Origin of the sequence: Mesorhizobium sp. NZP2077, from assembly GCF_013170805.1 — a bacterium.
In the GTDB taxonomy this organism is placed as follows: Bacteria; Pseudomonadota; Alphaproteobacteria; order Rhizobiales; family Rhizobiaceae; genus Mesorhizobium.
Genome location: NZ_CP051293.1, coordinates 2,799,845 through 2,817,848, shown reverse-complemented (window position 1 = coordinate 2,817,848; position 18,004 = coordinate 2,799,845). Strand labels below are relative to the sequence as shown.

Below are 18,004 nucleotides of genomic sequence, written 5' to 3'. Positions count from 1 at the left end.
GTGAGTTCATGACCGCATCGCCCAAAACCGGAAACCCAAAGCTCGCCTTCCGCCCGCTGCCGGTGCCGCAGGTCGACGTCCACGGCTTCTGGGGCGACCGCGCCGACGCGGTCGCCGCGCGCACCGCCGACATCCTCTACGAGCGCTGTGTCGAAGCGCGTATGCTGGAGCAGATCGACCCGGACCGCCCCTCGCCCGGTGTCGTTATTCCCTTCCACTCGCCCTCGCCCGATGAAGCCGACCGCCAGGGCGCCGAATTTACCGGTTCGACGGTGACGACGCAGATGTTCTGGGATTCCGATCTCGGCAAGACGATCGAGACCGCGGCCTATTCGCTCTACCGGCGCAAGAACCCCGAGCTTGAAAAGAAGATCGATGCCGTCATCGACATGTACGGCAAGCTGCAGCAGGAAGACGGCTATCTCTCCAGCTGGTACCAGCGCATCCAGCCCGGCAAGCGCTGGACAAACCTGCGCGACTGCCACGAGCTCTATTGCGCTGGCCACCTGATCGAGGGCGCCGTCGCCTACTACCAGGCGACCGGCAAGCGCAAGCTGCTCGATATCATGTGCCGCTATGCCGACCACATCGCTTCGGTGCTGGGACCGGAGCCCGGCAAGAAGAAGGGCTATTGCGGCCATGAGGAGATCGAGCTGGCGCTGGTCAAGCTGGCCCGGGTGACCGGCGAGACGAAATACATGGAGCTGGCGAAATACTTCATCGACCAGCGCGGCCAGCAGCCGCATTACTTCGACGAGGAAGCCCGCGCCCGCGGCGCCGACCCGAAGGCCTATCATTTCAAGACCTACGAATACAACCAGTCGCACAGGCCGGTGCGCGAGCAGGACAAGGTCGTCGGCCATGCGGTCAGGGCCATGTACCTCTATTCAGGCATGGCCGACATCGCCACCGAATATGGCGACGACACGCTGCGCGTGGCGCTTGACCGGCTGTGGGACGACCTCACCACCAAGAACCTCTACATCACCGGCGGGCTCGGGCCGTCGGCGCACAATGAGGGTTTTACCAGCGACTACGACCTGCCCAATGAGAGCGCCTATGCCGAGACCTGCGCGGCCGTCGGCCTGGTGTTCTGGGCTAGCCGCATGCTCGGCATGGGGCCGAACGCCCGCTATGCCGACATGATGGAGCGCGCGCTCTACAATGGCTCGATCTCGGGCCTGTCGCTCGACGGCTCGCTGTTCTTCTACGAGAACCCGCTGGAGAGCCGAGGCCGGCACAACAGATGGAAATGGCACCGCTGCCCCTGCTGCCCGCCCAATGTCGGGCGCATGGTCGCCTCGATCGGCAGCTATTTCTACAGCTTGGCCGACGACGCGCTCGCGGTCCACCTCTACGGCGACTCCACCGCCCGCTTCGACATTGGCGGCACTCCCGTCAGCCTTTCCCAAGCGAGCCACTATCCCTGGGATGGCGCCGTGGAGATCACCGTTGAACCGCAAGCGCCGGTGGAATTCACGCTGCATCTGCGCATCCCGGCATGGAGCAGCAGCGCCACGCTTCACATCAATGGCGAGGCGGTCGACCTCGATGACGTGACCAGTGACGGCTATGCCGCCATCCGGCGCAGCTGGCAAAAGGGCGACCGCGTCCGGCTCGACCTCGAAATGCCGATCGAGCGGCTCTACGCCAACCCCGAGGTCCGGCAAGATGCCGGCCGCGTCGCGCTATCACGCGGCCCGCTGATCTACTGCGTCGAGGCGACGGACAATGACAGCCGGCTGCATCGCCTGACACTGCCGCGCACCGCAGGCATAGAGGCGCATGAGGCCCCCGAACTGCTGGGCGGCGTGGTGACGCTTTCAGCCACGGCACGGGCCGATGCCGGCGACGGCTGGCAGGACGGGCTCTATCGCTCCGAGCCGCCAGCCCGTGTCGAGACGCGCCTGACCGCCATCCCCTATTTCGCCTGGGACAATCGCGAGCCCGGCGAGATGCTGGTGTGGCTGCGGGACGGCTGAGGACGGCGGCCTCTTGCGAGCTCGACTATGTCCGGCCCGATTGCGCGCCAGCAGGCAGCGCCGATTTCGGCGCCGCTTGCGGCGCGCTGTTATCGATATGCGCCCAGGCCGGCCGTTCGAACAGGAACATGCCGAAGCCCACGCGTTGGATGATGAGGTAGAGCACCACCGGGCTGATGATCGAGACCAGCAGCACCGCCAGGCTGAGCATGCCGGTGTTGGTCAAAAGGCCGCTGGCCAGCGCCGCGCCACGGAAGAGCGACATCGGGATGGTGAAGGCGACATAGACGACCAGCGAATGTTCCCCCAGCCAGCGCAGCCATTCCATGCTGGCGAATGTGCAGAGGAAGCCGCCAAGCACGCACAGCGCCACGGCGCCTGCGACGGCCAAGGTGAGATGCAGCGGCGGCCATGCCGCCAGCCCCATCTGCATGCCGACCGGCTGCATGGCATAGCCCGGCGAATAGACGAGGAGGCCATTGACAACAGCCCACAAAGCCAGGCCGGCGACGGCCAGCATCGGGCGGGGTTGCGTCCATTCGACGAGGCGGAACACCAACGGAGCCAGCACGAAGCCAAGGTAGAAAAACACGAAATAGGCCGCGAATTGTTCAAGCGCGTAGCTGTCGGGATGCGGCGCCCACATCTGCAGGGCGGCGGCGGGCGCAATGACGATCCAGGCCGGCACGCGATACTGCCGCAGAAGTTTGGCGACAAGGCCGAACACCGCCAGCATGTAGATGAACCACAGCACGCCATAGGGCTGGACGACGGCCATTGCGAGGTCGTGCAGCATGCCGCTGGGATCCCGGCTGAAGATGCCGATTTTCAGCCCGATCGAGATGATCGCCCACAGCACGTAGAAATAGAGATAGTGGACGACGCGCCGGTCGATATAGCGCCGCCACGGCCGGTCGATCACCTGCGACAGGAACAGGCCCGAGATCAAGAAGAATTCCGGCATGCGAAACGGCGTCGCGAAGCCGATGACATAGTGGAGGAAACCGACGCCGCCCGTGTACTCACCGGTGTTGTAGGCCGAGTACATCATGACCACGAGGATGATCGAGAGACCTTTGGCCGTGTCCACCCACGGCATGCGCATCGGGCTGTTCATGGCGAATCCATCCGGGGCCGGCCAACCATCATCCGGCGATATCTAGCACCAGCAAGCTTCCCAGATCGTAAACACGGCTGTCTTCGCGGGGTGGTGGCAGTGCTAGCGTTTGGCCTTGGATGTGTTCAGCGCCACCGCAGCCCGCACCAGCGCCTTCAGTCCAGCCTCATCGATATCAGCGCCCTGTTGGAAATCGATGGCGCGCCGCGTATTCCCTTCGAGGCTGGAGTTGAACAGGCGCGAGGGATCGGGCAGCGCAGCACCTTTGGCGAAGGTCAGCTTGACGACGCTCTTGTAGGTCTCGCCGGTGCAGATCATGCCGTCATGCTCCCACACCGGCACGCCGCGCCATTTCCACGTCTCGACCACATCGGGATCGGCTTGATGAATGAGCGCACGCAAGCGGCCAAGCATTTCGCCGCGCCAGTCGCCAAGTTCCTTGATCCTGCCGTCGATCAGGTCGGAGGGAGATTTGCTGTCCTGCGATCCGGTCATGCTGTTTCTCTCTTCGCAACACAGGGCAATACGAACATGTAAAGGCCGCTGAACAATAGCAGGAAAAGCGGCGGCAGTGGCGAATAGACCACCCAGGCCGGCGGTTGCCCAAACGCCATGGTGGCGAAATTGGCGACGACGGTTGCCGTGAAGATGATCGACAGCCAGCGATGCGCTTGCCTGATCCATTTGCTCCAGTCCAAAATTACCTCCCTTAAAAGACTGCGTGAAATTCGGCGCGCTAGCAGCGCGCCAGCTGGGTGATCTGGATGAGATTGCCGCATCCATCGTTCAGCTTGGCGATGGTCGAGCCGGTCACCTCGGTCGGCGCCATGCTGAACGTGCCGCCATTGGCCGTGATGCGCTCATGGTCGCCCTTGATGTCGTCGGTGAAGAACATCACCGCCGGCTGGCCCTGCTCGAACATCGCCATCTGGTAGGCCCTGGCCGCCGGATTGTCGTTGAGCGCCAGCTGCAGCTCGGTGCCTTCGGGTTCGTCCGGCGAGGTGACCGTCAGCCAGCGGAACGGGCCGTTGCTGAAATCGGCCTTCTTGGCCAGGCCGAGCACACCGGTGTAGAAGGCAAGCGCCTTTTCCTGGTCATCGACATGGATGCTGGTCAGTTTGATCTTCATCGTCTTTCTCCATAGGTTTTGCTGGCGGCAAGCCGCCCGGTGAAGTCAGCTGTGGTTTTCGATCGGCCGGCGGAACTCAGTCTGTCCGGTCGAGAAGCTGCTCCAGCTTCTCGAAGAATTGCGGCCAGCCGGTTCTGGCGCCGCCATAGGCCCGCCGCTGATCGGGCCGGAAGCCGGATTGCTCCATGCGCAGATGGGTTCCGGTTGATGTCGGGGTCAGCGTGAAGGTCACCACGCTCCTGAGATCAAAGGCCGGATCCGGATGCGCGAGGTTCCAGGTGTAGGACAGCGTCTTGTTCGGCTCGACGGCCAGCACCTCGCAGTCGAGCACGCCACCCCAATCCGCGCTGATGTTGAAGCGGTGGCCGACATCAGGCTTGAAATCATTCTTCATCAGCCACTCCTCGATCAGATGCGGTTGCGTCAGCGCGCGCCAGAGTTTTTCAGGCGGATGGGAAATCTGCCGCTCGACGACGACAGTGCGGGTTTCCTGGGCACTATCGTTCACTGGTCCATCCTTTTGAGCAAATCCTCGAGATCGTCGAACCGGCTCTCCCAGAACCCGGCCATCTCACGTGTCCAGTCCATCAGCGGCGCCAGCGCACCGAGCTGCGCGCTGTAATGCGTCTGGCGGCCCTCATGGCGGTCGCGCACCAGCCCGGCCTGCTTGAGCAAGCCGAGATGCTTCGACACCGCCGGCTGCGAGACGCCGGACTGGCTCGTCAACGCCCCCACCGTCTGCTCCCCCTGGCGGCACAGCCGTTCGAAGATCGCCCGCCTGGTCGGGTCGGCGAGCGTCCTGAAGAGCGTGTCATGAGCGTCCGGCATGTCAGATCGATAACCCGTTGGCTATTGGTTGACGTATAACCACGGGGATATATGTTCGTCAAGCGGGGATTTGGAACGCCCGAAAATACGGTCAGGTCGCTAGGTGGCAGAAAGGGTGCGGCCAATCTCCCGCGCCACCAGTTCCTGCAACTGCCACAGATTGCGGTCGCGAATGCCGCAGGCGTCGAGATGGCGGATCGTCTCGAACAGATATTGCGCGCCCGACCCCCAGTGACCGACAGCCCTGGCCAACGTCGCCGCCACCGCCTGCTTGTCCAGCTTGCCGGCATAGCGCGGATTGGCCGGGTCGACGACGAAGCCGAGCGCCTGGCCCGCCCCGCTCTCGCTGCTGACCCGCAGCCAGCGCGGCACGTTGACGGCGGGCAGGATCGTCATCTCGCGGCGCAGCAGCACTTCGAGATTTTCGGCAACCGGCTCGGCGATCTCGAACACCATGCCCTGGCACTGGCCGCCGCGGTCGAGCGCCATCATCAGCCCGGGCTGCTCAAACGTGCCGCGAAAGCGCTGTACGGTGAAACAGAACGACCGGTGCCAGCCCCGCGCTACCGCCCTCTCGCCACCCCTCACCTCGCCGGCCGGCTTCCACAGCAGCGAGCCATAGGCGAACAGTCTCAGCGGCCCCGCCGGCGCGCTGGCCAGGATCTCGTCGCGAAACCGCGCATAGTCGGCGTCGGTCATGTGGACCATGCCCGGCGTCGGTCCGGCATCCTCGACCACACGCATGGTCCGCGCCACCAACGCCTCGGTCAGCGCCATCGTTGGTTTGAGCGGAGTCCCCAACGCCGCGGAAATGGCCTTACTCATCCTGCGCCCCCAGCTTTGCCGCCATGTTGCCGAAGGTTGGGGGATTCTCAAGGGCGACCGACGTAAGTCCACCGATCGATGCCGGCGTAGTGCATACTGCAGCGGGCTCTTTGGCGTCCGCCCTAGTGCGGAGGACGCCGGACCGCGTCGTCGCAGCCGTCTATATAGGGGTGGACCGACCACCGGGACCCTGGCTTTGCCTGCTGCTCCTTAGTGAGCGGATCCTGGGACTGCGCGTAGCCATCCTGGTATCCTCGAATGATCCCGTCGATATCGGGCGGCCAGTCGCCGTCCCACGGGCCTCCCAGAATCTGGGCCTGCTGGACCGGGTGCAGTTCGTTGTGGCCTTCATGGAAGCTGTCATGGATGTGGCCGGCGTCATAAACCCAGCGGCCTGTAACACCCAGGATCGTCGCTCCGGTTCCATCGCCCTTGTTGGTTTCGATGCTGGGCAGGCCGGCGTCGCTCGGACTGGCCGTGTCCGAACTGCTGAAAGCCGCGCCAAACAGCGCGGCAAGCAAGGCAAGAAATGCCAGGATATAGGCTACGACCACGCCGATGCCCGACATGCATATCGCCAGCGCCGCCAGCGCCGCGATCAGCGCGAGGATGTTGACGGTCTGGAGATCGTGGATCGACGCGCCCTCGAACTCCACATGCAGCGCCTCGGACGTTACCCCGGTCGCCTTGTCAACTGCCTGATTGCCTGTGAACAGCAACCCTTTGGAGGAGGTGGTGGTGGTTTCGGCCATCAGGTGGCCGAACGGAACGCTGTTGTCCGCATCGGCCTGGCTGACGCCCACCGGGTTGTTCGGCAGCAAAAGGTTGAGGCTGTAGTCCGAGTCCAGGCTTCCGGGCCAGGTCTTCTCCGAGGGCGGCTCGATGCTTATGACCATGCCCACGATGCTGACCGGGCTCTTGTCGCCGAGGCACACCAGCCGGTTGTTGAGCCACCAGTCGCAATAGGCGAGAATCCAGACAATCCCGGTCACCACCAGGGCGATCGGCAGGCACCATGGCTCGCCCATGGCGATCAGCACCACGGCCATCGCGGCCGCGAGTATGCCGCTGGTGATGGCCGCGCTGATATACTGGTTGACCGAGATGACCTTGTCGGCGGTCGTGCACGTGGTCCAGGATTTGTCGTCGGTGGCCATCATGCCTCCACGCTGCTGAGGACGGTCAGGGTGACGCCGCCGCTGGCGCGGTCACCCTCGTCGAACGCATTCACATTGAGGGGTTGCCGGCCGGTCCAGCCAGCCGGCGGCGTGGCGATCGCCGTGACCGTCACCTGTTCGCCCGGTGTGAGCGACGGCTGATCGGGTGTAATCTCGACCTTCCAGCCGGGTGGCAGCGGATGAGCCGACGGCAAGTGCGCCGCGAGCCGCTGCTTTTGCTCCGCCTTTTCGGCTTCCTCGGTCGGTCGCCGCTCATCGCGGCAGGGGCTGAGCGGCGGGATGGTGTAGGCGTCGACGGTGAACCGGTACCGGTGCGGCCGGCGTGTGGCGTTGCGCAGCTCGAACTGGAAGGTCACCGGCGACTGCGCCAGTCCGACATCGGTGTTCTTCTGTCCAAGATTGTTGGCGAAATTGGCGTCATCGGCCGGGTCGAGCAAAGCCTGCAGACAGTAGTGCCCGGCCTCATGCGGCGTATGCCAGTCGAAGGAGACGAACCCGGGCTGACTGGCCGATCCGATCACGCCGACGGAAACCGGCCTGGTGTCTATCGGATGCGACACCGTTCCCATGCCAAACGACAGATAGGACAGATGAACCGGCATCTTGACGACGACGGCGTCCATCGAGGCGTTCCAGACGCGGACGCGCACCTCGTAGTCGGTGTCCGCCTGCAACTTGCCGGCGGGAACGGGCACGCCACCCCTGCGCACTTCGATGTCGGGATTGTCCCAGGTAACCGCGAGACCAAGGCCGATCAAATAGTACTGGTCGTAGATCAGCGGGTCGGGCCGGCAAAATGCAGGGTGGTCGATCGGCACGCAATGCGCCCGGGACCCCTTCTGGTCAACCCGGCGGTCGCCTCCCAACCGCCAGCGGCGGCAGAAACGCTGGGCCATCTCGATCAGCGCCGGAATCCAGGCGGAGAACAGCGCTCGCAGGACTGCCACTAATCCACGCATCGACTCCCTCTCTGAAGCTAACGCAGGGCAGCGACCTGATCAGCAACGGGATTCGCGCGGCAACAGCGCTCGGGACTGATCAACGACTGATGCCGCCTGGAACTCTGATCTGACTGTTAAAACGGAGCTTGGACGGTAGTGCTGGCTATGCCTTGGCTACTTACGCGCGAACAGGCCGCGCGCGAACTGTATGATGCGCTTGTGGAACACAAGCGCCAATACTGCGACGACGGCAAGTATATAGAGAGCTTCCGTCGATCCGTCGCCGCCGTCAGGTGAGATACCAAACCACTGCTCGATGAAATCCATGTACAGATTCCCTCCGCGCAAACTTGCGATCGAAATCCAAGATAGCTCTTCGGCTTGCCCCAATGTCAAGCAGTGATTTGATTGTCGCCAGAAATGAATCCGATCAAGAACCGTACGGCAGTATCACCTGTAGCCTCGCAAATTAAGTTGAAAATCTTTCTGAGATTTTTCCAAGAACTACGCCGGCTTATTGACGCAAGAATAAAAGAAAACTCTCTATCCCGATCATTTTTAGATCATTTCCCAACCGTGCCCAAACATGATGCGGTCGGTGGTGGAGCCGCCAGCCCGGCGTCGATCCCGGCTTTCCTGAGCAATCCTCACCCGGCCTACGACACCAGCTGCACCTTGAGCCGATCAATCAGCCATCGCGGAACAATTCGATCGGCCGGCTCTGCCGCCCGGCCGGCGGGCGGTGCGGCAGCCAGGCGCGGACTTGCGGTTTGAAATCGCGGCAGTCGATAACCTCCACAGCGTCGCGCCAGCGGCTGTCGGCGAAGACGCCCGGCGTGACGATGCCGATGCGCGCGACGCTTCGCCGAAACAGCTGCACGGTGCTGGCACCGTAGCGCGCTTTCAGCTGTTCGCCGAAACAGAAAAAGCCGGATCTCGCGTGGCATCCGGCCCGTCCGAACGTCTGCGCCGAAACCTATATGCCGAAAAACTGTCGCCCGATCATATATCCCAGCGCCGCCACGATGAGCGGGAACAGCGCCGGCGCAGCCTTGCTGAAGAAGGAACTTTTTGTGTCCTTGGGCGGCATATAGCGTGCGTTGCCGAGATTCTTGGTCATTGCGTACCCCGCGCCAAACCATCAGTTTCGCGCATGTCGTTATCCCAAAACCGCTAGGCAGTTTAGGCCGACATGCATTAGAAGAAGCTTATTAACAGCATGGCCGAATTAACGACTTGAAAAGAAATTCGATCGAATAGCCAACCATTGCGTGGCCAAGCCCGGTATCCAAAGGAAAATTCCCGAGCATTTGGAACCGATCGGCCTGTCCCGGGTTGTGGACGTCGGGGCATGCATGATCACAATTCATCGAATGCGGGAAAGTTCGGCAGCGCCAGTATCGCGAAGCCATCTGGGCTGTGCCGGCTAATGGTGGACGATCGTCGATGGCGCACGGCGCCTGACACGTAGCAACGACCAGACGAAACTTGAACAAACGCCGACCGATCCACGAGACGCCATGCCAGCAACCAATGCAATAGAGGACCGTCGTCACGCCTTCCTCGCCGGCGGCGGAGAGCTCGGCTGCCTGATCGCGACATTCGACTGGGCCTCAACCTCGATCGGGCCGATCGAGGTCTGGCCGCAGAGCCTGAAGACAGCAGTGTCGCTGATCCTGCGCTCCAACGTGCCGATCGTCATGTTGTGGGGCGAAGACGGCGTCATGATCTACAATGACGGCTATTCGGAATTCGCAGGCGGCCGCCATCCACAATTGCTCGGCTCGAAAGTGCGCGAAGGCTGGCCCGAGGTGGCCGACTTCAACGACAACATCATGAAGGTCTGCCTCGGTGGCGGCACGCTTGCCTACCGTGAGCAGGTGCTGACGCTGAACCGCACCGGCAAGCCCGAGCAGGTCTGGCTCGATCTCGACTATTCACCGGTGCTCGACGAAAGCGGCGAACCGGCCGGCGTCATAGCCATCGTCATCGAGACGACCGCCAAGGTAGCCGCCGAGCGCTGGCGCGCCGGCGAGCGCGACCGCCAGCGCCAGATGTTCGAACAGGCGCCGGGCTTCATGGCTATGATGTCTGGCCCGCAGCATGTGTTCGAGTTGACCAATGCCGCCTACATGCAGTTGGTCGGCCACCGCGACGTGATCGGCTTGCCCGTCCGCCAGGCCTTGCCCGAGGTCGAAGGCCAAGGCTTCTTCGAACTGCTCGATCAGGTGTTCACCTCCGGTGAGGCATTCATCGGCTATGCCCTGAAGGCAGAGTTGCAGCGAACGCCCGGCGCACCGACGGAAGAGCGTTTCATCGACCTCGTCTATCAGCCGGTGCGCAATCCTGCGGGCGACGTATTCGGCATCTTCGTCCAGGGTGTAGACGTCACCGACCGCCTGCTGGCCGAACAGGCGCTGCGCCAGAGCGAGATGCAGTTCCGCACCTTCGCCGAGGCGATGCCCAACCACGTCTGGACGGCGACGCCGGATGGGCTGCTCGACTGGTTCAATCCGCGCGTCTACGATTATTCCGGCGCGAAGCCCGGCGAGCTTGACGGTCAAGGCTGGGCCGACATCGTGCATCCCGACGACATCGTCGCGGCCGCGGAAAAGTGGCAACAGACGGCTGCCGCCGGCACCTTCTACGAGACGGAGTTCCGGCTGCGCCGGCATGACGGCATCTATCGCTGGTTCATTGCGCGCGCCGTCCCTATCCGCGATGCCGACGGCGTCATCCTGCGCTGGATCGGCACCAACACCGATATCGACGACCAGAAGCAGGCGGCGCAGGCCCTCTTGCAGAGCGAGCGCCGCTTGCAGCTGTCGCAGAATGCAGCCGGCATTGCAGCCCTCGAACTCGACATCGCCAGCGGAACCGTGGTCGGCTCCGAGGGTTTTTGGGGTCTCTGGGGGCTGTCGCCGCGCGACAGCGTGCACATCAGTGTGCTGGAAAACATCGTCATTCCCGACGACAAGAACGTCCGCTCCAACCAGGAAACGCGTGAGAAGGGCACCGCAGTGCCTGCCGTGGAATACCGCATCCGGCGGCCCGACACCGGCGAATTGCGCTGGCTGTCGCGCCACATCGATTTCGTCCATGACGAGACCGGCAAGCCGGTCAAGATGTTCGGCGTCATGCAGGATGTCACCGACCGGCGCGAGGCACAGGCGCGTCAGGAACTGCTGACCCACGAGCTCGAACATCGCATCAAGAACATCCTGGCGATGGTCGCGGCCATCGCTTCGCAAACGCTGCGCAACACCGACATCGCCACCGCGAGCGCCACCTTCAACGAGCGCCTGCGCGCGCTCGCCAACGCCCATGACATCCTGAACAAGACCCGCTGGACCAGCGCCTCGATCCGCGAGGTGGTCGACAACACCATCGCCACCTTCCCGCTCGAACAGATTTCGATTTCCGGCCCGGCGCTGCCGATCAATCCCAAGATGGCGCTGACGCTGGCGCTCGCGGTCAACGAGCTGGCCACCAACGCGCTGAAATATGGCGCCCTGTCCATACCGGAAGGCAAGGTGTCGATTGAATGGTCGCTGCAGCCATCGGCCGAGGCACCGGGCGAAAAGCGGCTGCTCTGGCGCTGGCGCGAAAGCGGCGGCCCGCCGGTGACGCCCCCCAGCCGGCGCGGCTTCGGCCGATTCCTGATCGAACGCGTCTTCGGCACCGATTTCGGCGGCTCGGTGCGGATCGACTACCACCCCGACGGCGTCGAATGCGTGTTGAACGCACCGGCGCCCCAATTGCCGACAGCACCTTACTGACACCATAGGGCGTGCCATGATCACTCAGACCCTCGCCACTGTCCTTGTCGTCGAAGACGAAGCCTTCCTGCTGTTCGCCATCGCCGATGAATTGCGCGAGGCGGGATACGATGTGCTGGAGGCGAGCAATGCCGACCAGGCGATCCGTATACTGGAGAGCCGGCAGGACATCGCCATCCTGTTCACCGACATCGACATGCCCGGCTCCATGGACGGCCTGCGCCTGTCCGCCGCCGTGCGCGACCGCTGGCCGCCGGTCAAGATCATCATCACCTCGGGCAAGCGCCAGCCGGCGGCGGACGCGATGCCAAGCGGCGGCGTCTTCCTGCCCAAGCCCTATGCCCCGGAAGCTGTTGCGGCAACCATCCAGGGGTTGCTCGGTTAGGACTAAGTCCAGGGAACCTTTAAAACGGCTTTATGGCAATTGGCGTAACGTGTTGCCGGCCGCGCTCAAGGAAATCAGACGTTAGTCCCGCGCCCGCAAGACCTGGATGTCCCTTGCCAGCGCCAGCCCCGCATCATCGGCGACATAGCCGACATAGCGATAGTCGCGGATGAAGCTGATCCGCCCGTCCCGCCACTCCAGCCACATGAAGTGAATTGGCTTCGGGGCGTTCCGGCTTTCGAACACCGCGATCACCTCGCGGCCCTCGACCCAGGCCGGCCTAAGCCACAGCCCCTCGCTCTTGGCATAGATCGTGAAGAATGTCCCGACGTCGGCGGCCCCCGAGCGCGCCGGGTGCATGGACTGCTGAAGCCTGACGTCATCGGCAAGCAGTGCGCGCAGGCCATCCCAATCGCGCTGGTTGAACAGGCTGATGTAGCGGACCACGGCGGCCGAGGCGATGCGTGCATCGGGAAGCGCGTCGGCCCTGGCGTTGATCTCCCGAAGCCGGGCACGGCCGCGCGCCAGATGCGCCTTCACCGCATCGACGGAAATGCCAAGCAGGGCGGCGATCTCGGCCAGCGGCTCGTCGAGCACGTCTTTCAGGATGACGGCGCTGCGCTGCAATACTGGAAGTTCGGCAAATCGCGACACAGCGGTTTCGATCGCCTCCCTGCGCATCAACGTCTCCACCGGATCGGCCTTGGTCTCATCGGCGATTGCGAACGCCGCCTCGATGGGCTCGGCGACACGGATCGCGCGGCTGCGCAACAGGTCTAGCGCGCCGTTGTGGGCGATGCGAAACAGCCAGGACTTGAGCATATTGCGGGTCCTCCAGCACGGAAACCACCCTGTCGCCGAATGCGCGGGGTGGCATCGGCGCGCCGAAGCGGGTGATGAATTCTTCCGGCGTGATGCCCATCGAGCCTGCATAGGCGCCGGCCGCCACATCCCCGGTCCCCGTTCCGAGGATTATCTGTCGCGGCAGGATCGCCTGGAAGCGGATGCCTAGCCCCTTCTCCTGCGCCACGCCATTGGCATATTTGGCCATGAACCAAAGCATACGCTTGGAGCCGCCATAACCGCCAGACATCTGCGACCCGGCGACGGCGGCGCCGCTCGACCCGACCAGCACCCGGCTGCCCGGCTTCAGCGGCAGGTTCAGCGCCGCCTGCAGCCAGTAGAGCCCGGCCTTGACGTCGGTTTCCCAGGCAACGGAGAAATCCTCCCACTTCAACTGGTCCAGCCGCCCCATCCGGGGCGTCGCGCCAGCGTTGAGCACGACGATATCAGGGCGGACCTCGCCCAGAATGCGATAAGCTGCATCCTCGTCCGTGACGTCAGCGGCAATGGTGGCGACCCCGAGCCGAACCCCAAGCGCCTCCAGCGCCTCCGCGCCGCGCGCAACGACAGTCACGCTGGCGCCCTGTTCGACCAACGCTTCCACCAATCCGAGACCAAGCCCCCGTCTGCCACCGGTGACCACGATTTTCTTGTCCTTGAGGCTCATCGACCCTGCTCCATTGCTTCACTGTAGCTAAGACGTTTGAGCATTGGGAAAAGAGTCAGCCATGCGGCGAGGCCGGCGCATGACGCGATGCCGAGCAGCGGACCTGCGTGCGCGCCGGCACCATTGCGAGGCTGCGCCGATCAAACTTTTCGACTGACCGCGGCCTATTTGTCGCTGTTCTCAAACGCCCCTATCCGGTGGCCATCGCCAGCGAGATGATCGCGGCCGAATTGAACACCACCACCCACCATTTCCCACCGGTCAGGAACCCATAGCCGTCGGCGATCGCCAGCCCCCAGTCGGCCGATGGCGGCTGGATGCCGAGGCCGAGGAAGCCGACCCAGCGGATCAGGTCCGGAACGGTGACGATGGTCGAGCCGTGAAAACAGCCGCCGAGGATCGGATCGTCCTTATAGGGCTCGTGGAAGGCGGCAGTGCGGGCGCCCGGCACGCCGTCGAGGAACATCGTCGGCGCGCCGCTGGCCGGGTCACGGCCGATCGAGCCGCCACTCAGGCCAGCGACGGCATCCGCCTCATTGGCGCGGAACCCCTACGCCGGCAGCGACGGTTCGGTGTTGACCTCCAGCGCCTCTTCCGCCTCGTGATCGTCCGGAAGCGTGTCGCCATGCACGCCCAGCGGCCGGCCGATCCAGACCGGGTCGACCAGATGGTCGCGCTTGGGGTTGCTCGTGTTCGGGTGGATGAGGATGCTCAAGCCGCCATGGTTCAGCATCAGCCACGGAACGAGCGAACCGAAAATCTCCTTGGCGAAGGAGACCTGGTACATGGGCTGGTCATGCGGGCCGACTTGCCGGTCGTGCCAATTGCCCAGGCGCACGCGGAACCGCTCGCCGATGCGAAGACGCAGCCATTCGGCACGCTGCCGCTCGGTTTGCCCGTCGAAGTAGATATGGGCGTGATAGCTGGCGATCTCCGCCAGCGGCCGCGGACTGTCTTCGCTCATCTCGATGCCCTCCCCGCAACGTGTCCGGCCATTGAGCCCAAGAACGCGGACTTAAGCAAGGCCACCCAACCATCCAGAGGGTCGCGCCCCTGCCGCGATGACCAGCAATGGCTGGCACCACCATAGCTCGCGATATTGTGTATGGCTGGCATTTGAGACTTCCCTTATCAACGACGCAGCTTTTGCATGGCTCCCGGACAGCCCCGTCCGAGAAGAAATTTTTGTCGCGTCAACTGGAGGGAAGTCGACAGGCACCGCCATTGATCCGCCGGGAAGCGGAAGACTGGCCATTCGCGCCTGAGGACGAGAGCGTGCGGCGCCAAAGGCGCGCTGAACGGGAGGCGTCCACCATCTCTGCAATCAACGCGGACCACTGAACGGGGCTGGTCGAATGTCGTTCTTTGTCTTTGCACTCATCTTCGGATTCATCCTCTGGCGGCAGCTGGGCAAGAGCCGGCGCCCGGAAAAAGCCGTTCAGCCAGGCGCTTCGCCGCGCGCCGCCATCACCGACGACGACAAAGTCGAAGACATCGCCACCGATGTCGCCGGGCTGGTCTCGAGCTTCCTTGGCCAGAACAGCAAGGACCTGATCGAGCAAGTCGTCAGCCGGGCCATCCAGGACTCCAGGATCGGAACCGGCCGCGCCGAGGCCATTGAGCCGATCGTGCGCGCTGTCTCGTCCGCCCGACCGTCGGCGCGTGAAAAGCAGCGGACAAAATACCTGCTCGATAGCGATGGCGGCTACCGCCAGCGCACCGACCGCACCGCACGGCTGCAGCAACAATTCAGCGGCAAAGGCCTCTGTTCGCCGCTTAATTCAGGGCCGGCGAAAGCACGACAAAAAAAGCGCTGAGCGAGCCAAACGGGTCCGCCTAGCCGCAAGTCAACAGGCATCAGGCACGCGCTGGGCGTGCCGGTACATCAGGAGGGGAATTCGACATGGCAATCACCAGACAGGTCATCACGTCGCTGCAGCGCGACGGCACAGACGCGCTCGGCACCAGGACCGTGGCGATGAAGATCGTCGACGAGAGCATCGTCTCAGGCTCGCTGCTGACGGTGGAGAGCAACCATTTCTGCATCCTGAAGTCGCGCGGCGCGGTGCTCAACGTCTACGAGACCGGCCAATACGCGCTGCAGACGCCGGACAAGCCGCTGGTCGGATCGATCGTGCAAGGCTTCTTCGGCGGCTCCTCGCCCTGGGTCTACGAGGTCATCTACATCAACCGTTCAAAACTGCTGGTACGCAATGAGGGCATCGCCACCTCGGCCGAGATGGCCGAGATGTCCTATGTCGTCGACTACTACATCCACATCGACAGCAAGGAAGAGGCGCTCGACCTCATCACCCACATGCCGTTCGCGGGCGCCGTGATCGACACCAAGGAAATCGCCGACTATGCCGGACCGGCCATCGAGCAGGCGATCAACCAGATCATCCAGGTCACCAAGATGGAGAACATCAACGAGCGCATCAGCGACGTGCGCGAGGCGGTGAAGCTGCACCTCACCGATTTCCTAAAGGTCTACGGCATCATGCTGAACGATCTGAAGGTGCTGATCACGCCGCGCGACGAGCGCATGCGCGAGCTGATCTCGCTGCAGGCGATCGGCCTCAGCCCCATCGAGGCGGTGCGCTATTATCTGGCGCTGCGCATGGCCGACAAGGGCCTGGTGTCGGCGCCCAACGCCGCGGCCGGCCTGCCCTTCAACATCGGTGGCCAGCCGACGGGCTTCTATCCCCTGGGCGACGAGGTGGGCGCGACAAGATGAGCCATCTCAAGGCGATTACCCACCTCGTCGCCGGAGAAATCCGGCCTGCCGTTCCCATTTTGGACAGCGAGGGCCATTAATATTATGACCGACATCAATGCAAAATCTTGCGGCAAGTATCACACAAGACAGAAAATGCTCGCAGGTGGTAATAACAATATCGACATAGAGGACTACGAACGAGAACTTGGATTTCTCCGATTGCCGGGGATGCCGCAGCTAAGCCAATATGAGAATAAGCAAAGATACATATTTGCGTACTATTTGCGCATGATGATGATCATGTCGATAGTATCTCTATTCGTGTCTTTTATGGTATGCATAGCAATTTTCTTTGCAAGCGATAAATACATTTCAAGCCTATATAACAGCAGCGCATATTTTTTAAAAATCTGGCCTTGGAGCGAATCCATGCAGTGGCAACTTGGATTTGCCGGACGCATGCCGGAGCCAGATCAAAGAAAATTTGTCGTCGCCTGCAGCACGACAAGCGGGACATGGTTGATCTGGTTGTCATACGTCGCATTTTCTGGACTCTTTAACGGCAATAGGCGCAGCTTTTTCGATGGCAAAAGGATTTTCATGTTTGCTGTTATTGCAGCCATTGCATGGCTATGCGCCTCACAGGATTTATTTAATAACCCTTCTATCGGACCTTCTTTATTCGATACGTTGCCGCAATTGTTGGTGAAAATGACATTGATAATATCATTTGCTTATTGGTCTTTGGGACTTTTCATTTTTTTGTTTCTAGCAAAAATTAGAAGCTCAACATCCAAGCTTTAAATACGGAGCAACCAATTTCTTTATTTTGGCTTCTGTCAAGCGAAAGGGATGCTAAGCGTGATGGGCGATATCAAAGGAAATCTTGCGATGGGAGCGACAACATGAGCCGCTTCTACGAGGCCGGGCCGCTCGCCAAGGTCGGGATCAACCTGTTCTACGGCTATGGCTACAATTTCTACCGCCAGGAAAATCAGCTGCGCGCCGACGACCAGCGCGTGCGCGAGATGGCCTGCTCGCTGCTCGGTCGCGCCCGGGCAGCCGTCGACGAAGCCGAGGCCCGCTACCGCCGCGAGAACATCCAGCCGCCGACGCGGGCCAACCCGTTCCCCGACGCGACGATCGTCGCCAACGCCCAGGCGCTCGAGCGCCTGGGCCGCGAGGTCGGCGCCCTCGAAGGCCTGATCCGCCACCAGCCGGTGCCGGAAAACGACCGCATGACCCAGCGCTACCGCCAGGAAGCGGCCACGCTCGCGGCGCTGGCGGAAAAGGACGCGGTGCTGGTCGGCCAGGCGGAGCTGCTGCGGTCGATGCTGGAAGGTGCGGCGGGGGATGCAATGATGGCGGGCAAGCGGGAGATCGAGGTGGGGATTGCGGCGATCACGGCGACGCTAAGGGAGCGGCAGACGTTTTTGCTGTGAGGTGAGCCTAGCGCGTTCGCGGTGGCCATTGCCTGCGCACCTTCGCTTGACGGCCCCACGCCATAGAGCAAGCACTGCTCGACCCATGCCGCAGTGGAACGATAGGCGGTCATGCGGCACCCGGTTCGCCGTTATCAGGGAACGATTTCGCCTACCATGTGTTAGACAC

General features: G+C 62.7%; 23 protein-coding genes. 7 read left to right on the top strand and 16 right to left on the bottom strand.

Annotated features, from left to right (window positions below):
* Positions 1-8: 8 nt before the first annotated feature.
* On the top strand, positions 9-1,982 hold the full coding sequence (locus HGP13_RS13810; RefSeq protein ID WP_172226068.1) for a glycoside hydrolase family 127 protein: 1,974 nt from the start codon (positions 9-11) through the stop codon (positions 1,980-1,982).
* A gap of 25 nt (positions 1,983-2,007) precedes the next feature.
* Here HGP13_RS13810 and HGP13_RS13805 read toward each other — a convergent pair whose 3' ends face one another.
* The 12 genes from HGP13_RS13805 to HGP13_RS13750 all read right to left on the bottom strand — a co-directional run bounded on the left by HGP13_RS13805 (position 2,008) and on the right by HGP13_RS13750 (position 9,120).
* Complete coding sequence (locus HGP13_RS13805) at positions 2,008-3,099, bottom strand: acyltransferase family protein (RefSeq protein ID WP_172226066.1); 1,092 nt, start codon at positions 3,097-3,099, stop codon at positions 2,008-2,010.
* Positions 3,100-3,201: 102 nt separating this feature from the next.
* Positions 3,202-3,594: a DUF1801 domain-containing protein gene (locus HGP13_RS13800; protein WP_172226064.1), complete on the bottom strand. Its 393-nt coding sequence runs from the start codon at positions 3,592-3,594 to the stop codon at positions 3,202-3,204.
* A complete protein-coding gene (locus HGP13_RS13795; RefSeq protein WP_172226062.1) occupies positions 3,591-3,797 on the bottom strand; it encodes a hypothetical protein in 207 nt (68 codons plus the stop codon). Before HGP13_RS13795 ends, HGP13_RS13800 begins: the two co-directional genes overlap by 4 nt.
* 38 nt (positions 3,798-3,835) lie before the next feature.
* The gene (locus HGP13_RS13790; RefSeq protein ID WP_172226060.1) at positions 3,836-4,228 is read right to left on the bottom strand and encodes a VOC family protein; all 393 of its coding nucleotides are present in this window, start codon (positions 4,226-4,228) and stop codon (positions 3,836-3,838) included.
* Between the two features lie 76 nt (positions 4,229-4,304).
* The gene (locus tag HGP13_RS13785; protein ID WP_172226058.1) at positions 4,305-4,736 is read right to left on the bottom strand and encodes an SRPBCC domain-containing protein; all 432 of its coding nucleotides are present in this window, start codon (positions 4,734-4,736) and stop codon (positions 4,305-4,307) included.
* A complete protein-coding gene (locus HGP13_RS13780; RefSeq protein ID WP_172226056.1) occupies positions 4,733-5,056 on the bottom strand; it encodes a metalloregulator ArsR/SmtB family transcription factor in 324 nt (107 codons plus the stop codon). The genes HGP13_RS13785 and HGP13_RS13780 overlap by 4 nt, the downstream gene beginning before the upstream one ends.
* A 99-nt stretch (positions 5,057-5,155) precedes the next feature.
* On the bottom strand, positions 5,156-5,881 hold the full coding sequence (locus tag HGP13_RS13775) for a gamma-glutamylcyclotransferase (protein WP_172226055.1): 726 nt from the start codon (positions 5,879-5,881) through the stop codon (positions 5,156-5,158).
* A 122-nt stretch (positions 5,882-6,003) separates the two neighbouring features.
* Positions 6,004-7,038, bottom strand: a complete 1,035-nt coding sequence (locus tag HGP13_RS13770) for a hypothetical protein (protein WP_172226053.1) — start codon at positions 7,036-7,038, stop codon at positions 6,004-6,006.
* Positions 7,038-8,006 (bottom strand): hypothetical protein, encoded by a 969-nt coding sequence (locus HGP13_RS13765; protein WP_172226052.1) that lies wholly within the window; start codon positions 8,004-8,006, stop codon positions 7,038-7,040. The genes HGP13_RS13770 and HGP13_RS13765 overlap by 1 nt, the downstream gene beginning before the upstream one ends.
* Positions 8,007-8,174: 168 nt before the next feature.
* On the bottom strand, positions 8,175-8,327 hold the full coding sequence (locus HGP13_RS13760) for a hypothetical protein (RefSeq protein WP_172226050.1): 153 nt from the start codon (positions 8,325-8,327) through the stop codon (positions 8,175-8,177).
* Between the two features lie 361 nt (positions 8,328-8,688).
* Positions 8,689-8,880 carry a hypothetical protein gene (locus HGP13_RS13755; RefSeq protein ID WP_246707362.1) on the bottom strand — a complete coding sequence of 64 codons (192 nt, stop codon included), beginning with the start codon at positions 8,878-8,880 and terminating at the stop codon, positions 8,689-8,691.
* Between the two features lie 96 nt (positions 8,881-8,976).
* A complete protein-coding gene (locus tag HGP13_RS13750; protein WP_172226048.1) occupies positions 8,977-9,120 on the bottom strand; it encodes a hypothetical protein in 144 nt (47 codons plus the stop codon).
* Positions 9,121-9,520: 400 nt separating this feature from the next.
* Here HGP13_RS13750 and HGP13_RS13745 point away from each other — a divergent pair, with 400 nt between their 5' ends.
* The gene (locus tag HGP13_RS13745; protein ID WP_172226046.1) at positions 9,521-11,779 is read left to right on the top strand and encodes a PAS domain S-box protein; all 2,259 of its coding nucleotides are present in this window, start codon (positions 9,521-9,523) and stop codon (positions 11,777-11,779) included.
* A 16-nt stretch (positions 11,780-11,795) separates the two neighbouring features.
* Positions 11,796-12,164: a response regulator gene (locus HGP13_RS13740; protein ID WP_172226044.1), complete on the top strand. Its 369-nt coding sequence runs from the start codon at positions 11,796-11,798 to the stop codon at positions 12,162-12,164.
* Positions 12,165-12,245: 81 nt separating this feature from the next.
* On the opposite strand, the gene HGP13_RS13735 is transcribed toward HGP13_RS13740, so the two are convergent.
* From HGP13_RS13735 to HGP13_RS13720, 4 genes are all read right to left on the bottom strand, one after another.
* Positions 12,246-12,986: a sigma-70 family RNA polymerase sigma factor gene (locus HGP13_RS13735; protein WP_246707361.1), complete on the bottom strand. Its 741-nt coding sequence runs from the start codon at positions 12,984-12,986 to the stop codon at positions 12,246-12,248.
* Complete coding sequence (locus HGP13_RS13730; RefSeq protein WP_246707360.1) at positions 12,874-13,674, bottom strand: SDR family oxidoreductase; 801 nt, start codon at positions 13,672-13,674, stop codon at positions 12,874-12,876. The genes HGP13_RS13735 and HGP13_RS13730 overlap by 113 nt, the downstream gene beginning before the upstream one ends.
* 190 nt (positions 13,675-13,864) lie before the next feature.
* Positions 13,865-14,140: a hypothetical protein gene (locus HGP13_RS37865; RefSeq protein WP_246707359.1), complete on the bottom strand. Its 276-nt coding sequence runs from the start codon at positions 14,138-14,140 to the stop codon at positions 13,865-13,867.
* An 84-nt stretch (positions 14,141-14,224) separates the two neighbouring features.
* Positions 14,225-14,638: a DOPA 4,5-dioxygenase family protein gene (locus HGP13_RS13720; RefSeq protein WP_172226038.1), complete on the bottom strand. Its 414-nt coding sequence runs from the start codon at positions 14,636-14,638 to the stop codon at positions 14,225-14,227.
* Between the two features lie 391 nt (positions 14,639-15,029).
* Between HGP13_RS13720 and HGP13_RS13715 the strand changes: the two genes are divergently transcribed.
* The 4 genes from HGP13_RS13715 to HGP13_RS13700 all read left to right on the top strand — a co-directional run bounded on the left by HGP13_RS13715 (position 15,030) and on the right by HGP13_RS13700 (position 17,835).
* Positions 15,030-15,491 (top strand): hypothetical protein, encoded by a 462-nt coding sequence (locus HGP13_RS13715; protein ID WP_172226035.1) that lies wholly within the window; start codon positions 15,030-15,032, stop codon positions 15,489-15,491.
* Positions 15,492-15,577: 86 nt separating this feature from the next.
* Positions 15,578-16,411 (top strand): SPFH domain-containing protein, encoded by an 834-nt coding sequence (locus HGP13_RS13710; protein ID WP_027059738.1) that lies wholly within the window; start codon positions 15,578-15,580, stop codon positions 16,409-16,411.
* An 84-nt stretch (positions 16,412-16,495) separates the two neighbouring features.
* Complete coding sequence (locus tag HGP13_RS13705) at positions 16,496-17,197, top strand: hypothetical protein (RefSeq protein ID WP_172226032.1); 702 nt, start codon at positions 16,496-16,498, stop codon at positions 17,195-17,197.
* A gap of 101 nt (positions 17,198-17,298) precedes the next feature.
* The gene (locus tag HGP13_RS13700; RefSeq protein ID WP_172226029.1) at positions 17,299-17,835 is read left to right on the top strand and encodes a hypothetical protein; all 537 of its coding nucleotides are present in this window, start codon (positions 17,299-17,301) and stop codon (positions 17,833-17,835) included.
* The last annotated feature ends 169 nt before the right edge of the window (positions 17,836-18,004 follow it).

Coding starts and splice junctions, on each gene's coding strand:
- HGP13_RS13810 (WP_172226068.1), top strand. CDS start 9: ATGACCGCATCGCCCAAAACCGGAAACCCAAAGCTCGCCTTCCGCCCG.
- HGP13_RS13805 (WP_172226066.1), bottom strand. CDS start 3,099: ATGAACAGCCCGATGCGCATGCCGTGGGTGGACACGGCCAAAGGTCTC.
- HGP13_RS13800 (WP_172226064.1), bottom strand. CDS start 3,594: ATGACCGGATCGCAGGACAGCAAATCTCCCTCCGACCTGATCGACGGC.
- HGP13_RS13790 (WP_172226060.1), bottom strand. CDS start 4,228: ATGAAGATCAAACTGACCAGCATCCATGTCGATGACCAGGAAAAGGCG.
- HGP13_RS13780 (WP_172226056.1), bottom strand. CDS start 5,056: ATGCCGGACGCTCATGACACGCTCTTCAGGACGCTCGCCGACCCGACC.
- HGP13_RS13775 (WP_172226055.1), bottom strand. CDS start 5,881: ATGAGTAAGGCCATTTCCGCGGCGTTGGGGACTCCGCTCAAACCAACG.
- HGP13_RS13770 (WP_172226053.1), bottom strand. CDS start 7,038: ATGGCCACCGACGACAAATCCTGGACCACGTGCACGACCGCCGACAAG.
- HGP13_RS13760 (WP_172226050.1), bottom strand. CDS start 8,327: ATGGATTTCATCGAGCAGTGGTTTGGTATCTCACCTGACGGCGGCGAC.
- HGP13_RS13750 (WP_172226048.1), bottom strand. CDS start 9,120: ATGACCAAGAATCTCGGCAACGCACGCTATATGCCGCCCAAGGACACA.
- HGP13_RS13745 (WP_172226046.1), top strand. CDS start 9,521: ATGCCAGCAACCAATGCAATAGAGGACCGTCGTCACGCCTTCCTCGCC.
- HGP13_RS13740 (WP_172226044.1), top strand. CDS start 11,796: ATGATCACTCAGACCCTCGCCACTGTCCTTGTCGTCGAAGACGAAGCC.
- HGP13_RS13735 (WP_246707361.1), bottom strand. CDS start 12,986: ATGCTCAAGTCCTGGCTGTTTCGCATCGCCCACAACGGCGCGCTAGAC.
- HGP13_RS13730 (WP_246707360.1), bottom strand. CDS start 13,674: ATGAGCCTCAAGGACAAGAAAATCGTGGTCACCGGTGGCAGACGGGGG.
- HGP13_RS37865 (WP_246707359.1), bottom strand. CDS start 14,140: ATGTTCCTCGACGGCGTGCCGGGCGCCCGCACTGCCGCCTTCCACGAG.
- HGP13_RS13720 (WP_172226038.1), bottom strand. CDS start 14,638: ATGAGCGAAGACAGTCCGCGGCCGCTGGCGGAGATCGCCAGCTATCAC.
- HGP13_RS13715 (WP_172226035.1), top strand. CDS start 15,030: ATGTCGTTCTTTGTCTTTGCACTCATCTTCGGATTCATCCTCTGGCGG.
- HGP13_RS13710 (WP_027059738.1), top strand. CDS start 15,578: ATGGCAATCACCAGACAGGTCATCACGTCGCTGCAGCGCGACGGCACA.
- HGP13_RS13705 (WP_172226032.1), top strand. CDS start 16,496: ATGACCGACATCAATGCAAAATCTTGCGGCAAGTATCACACAAGACAG.
- HGP13_RS13700 (WP_172226029.1), top strand. CDS start 17,299: ATGAGCCGCTTCTACGAGGCCGGGCCGCTCGCCAAGGTCGGGATCAAC.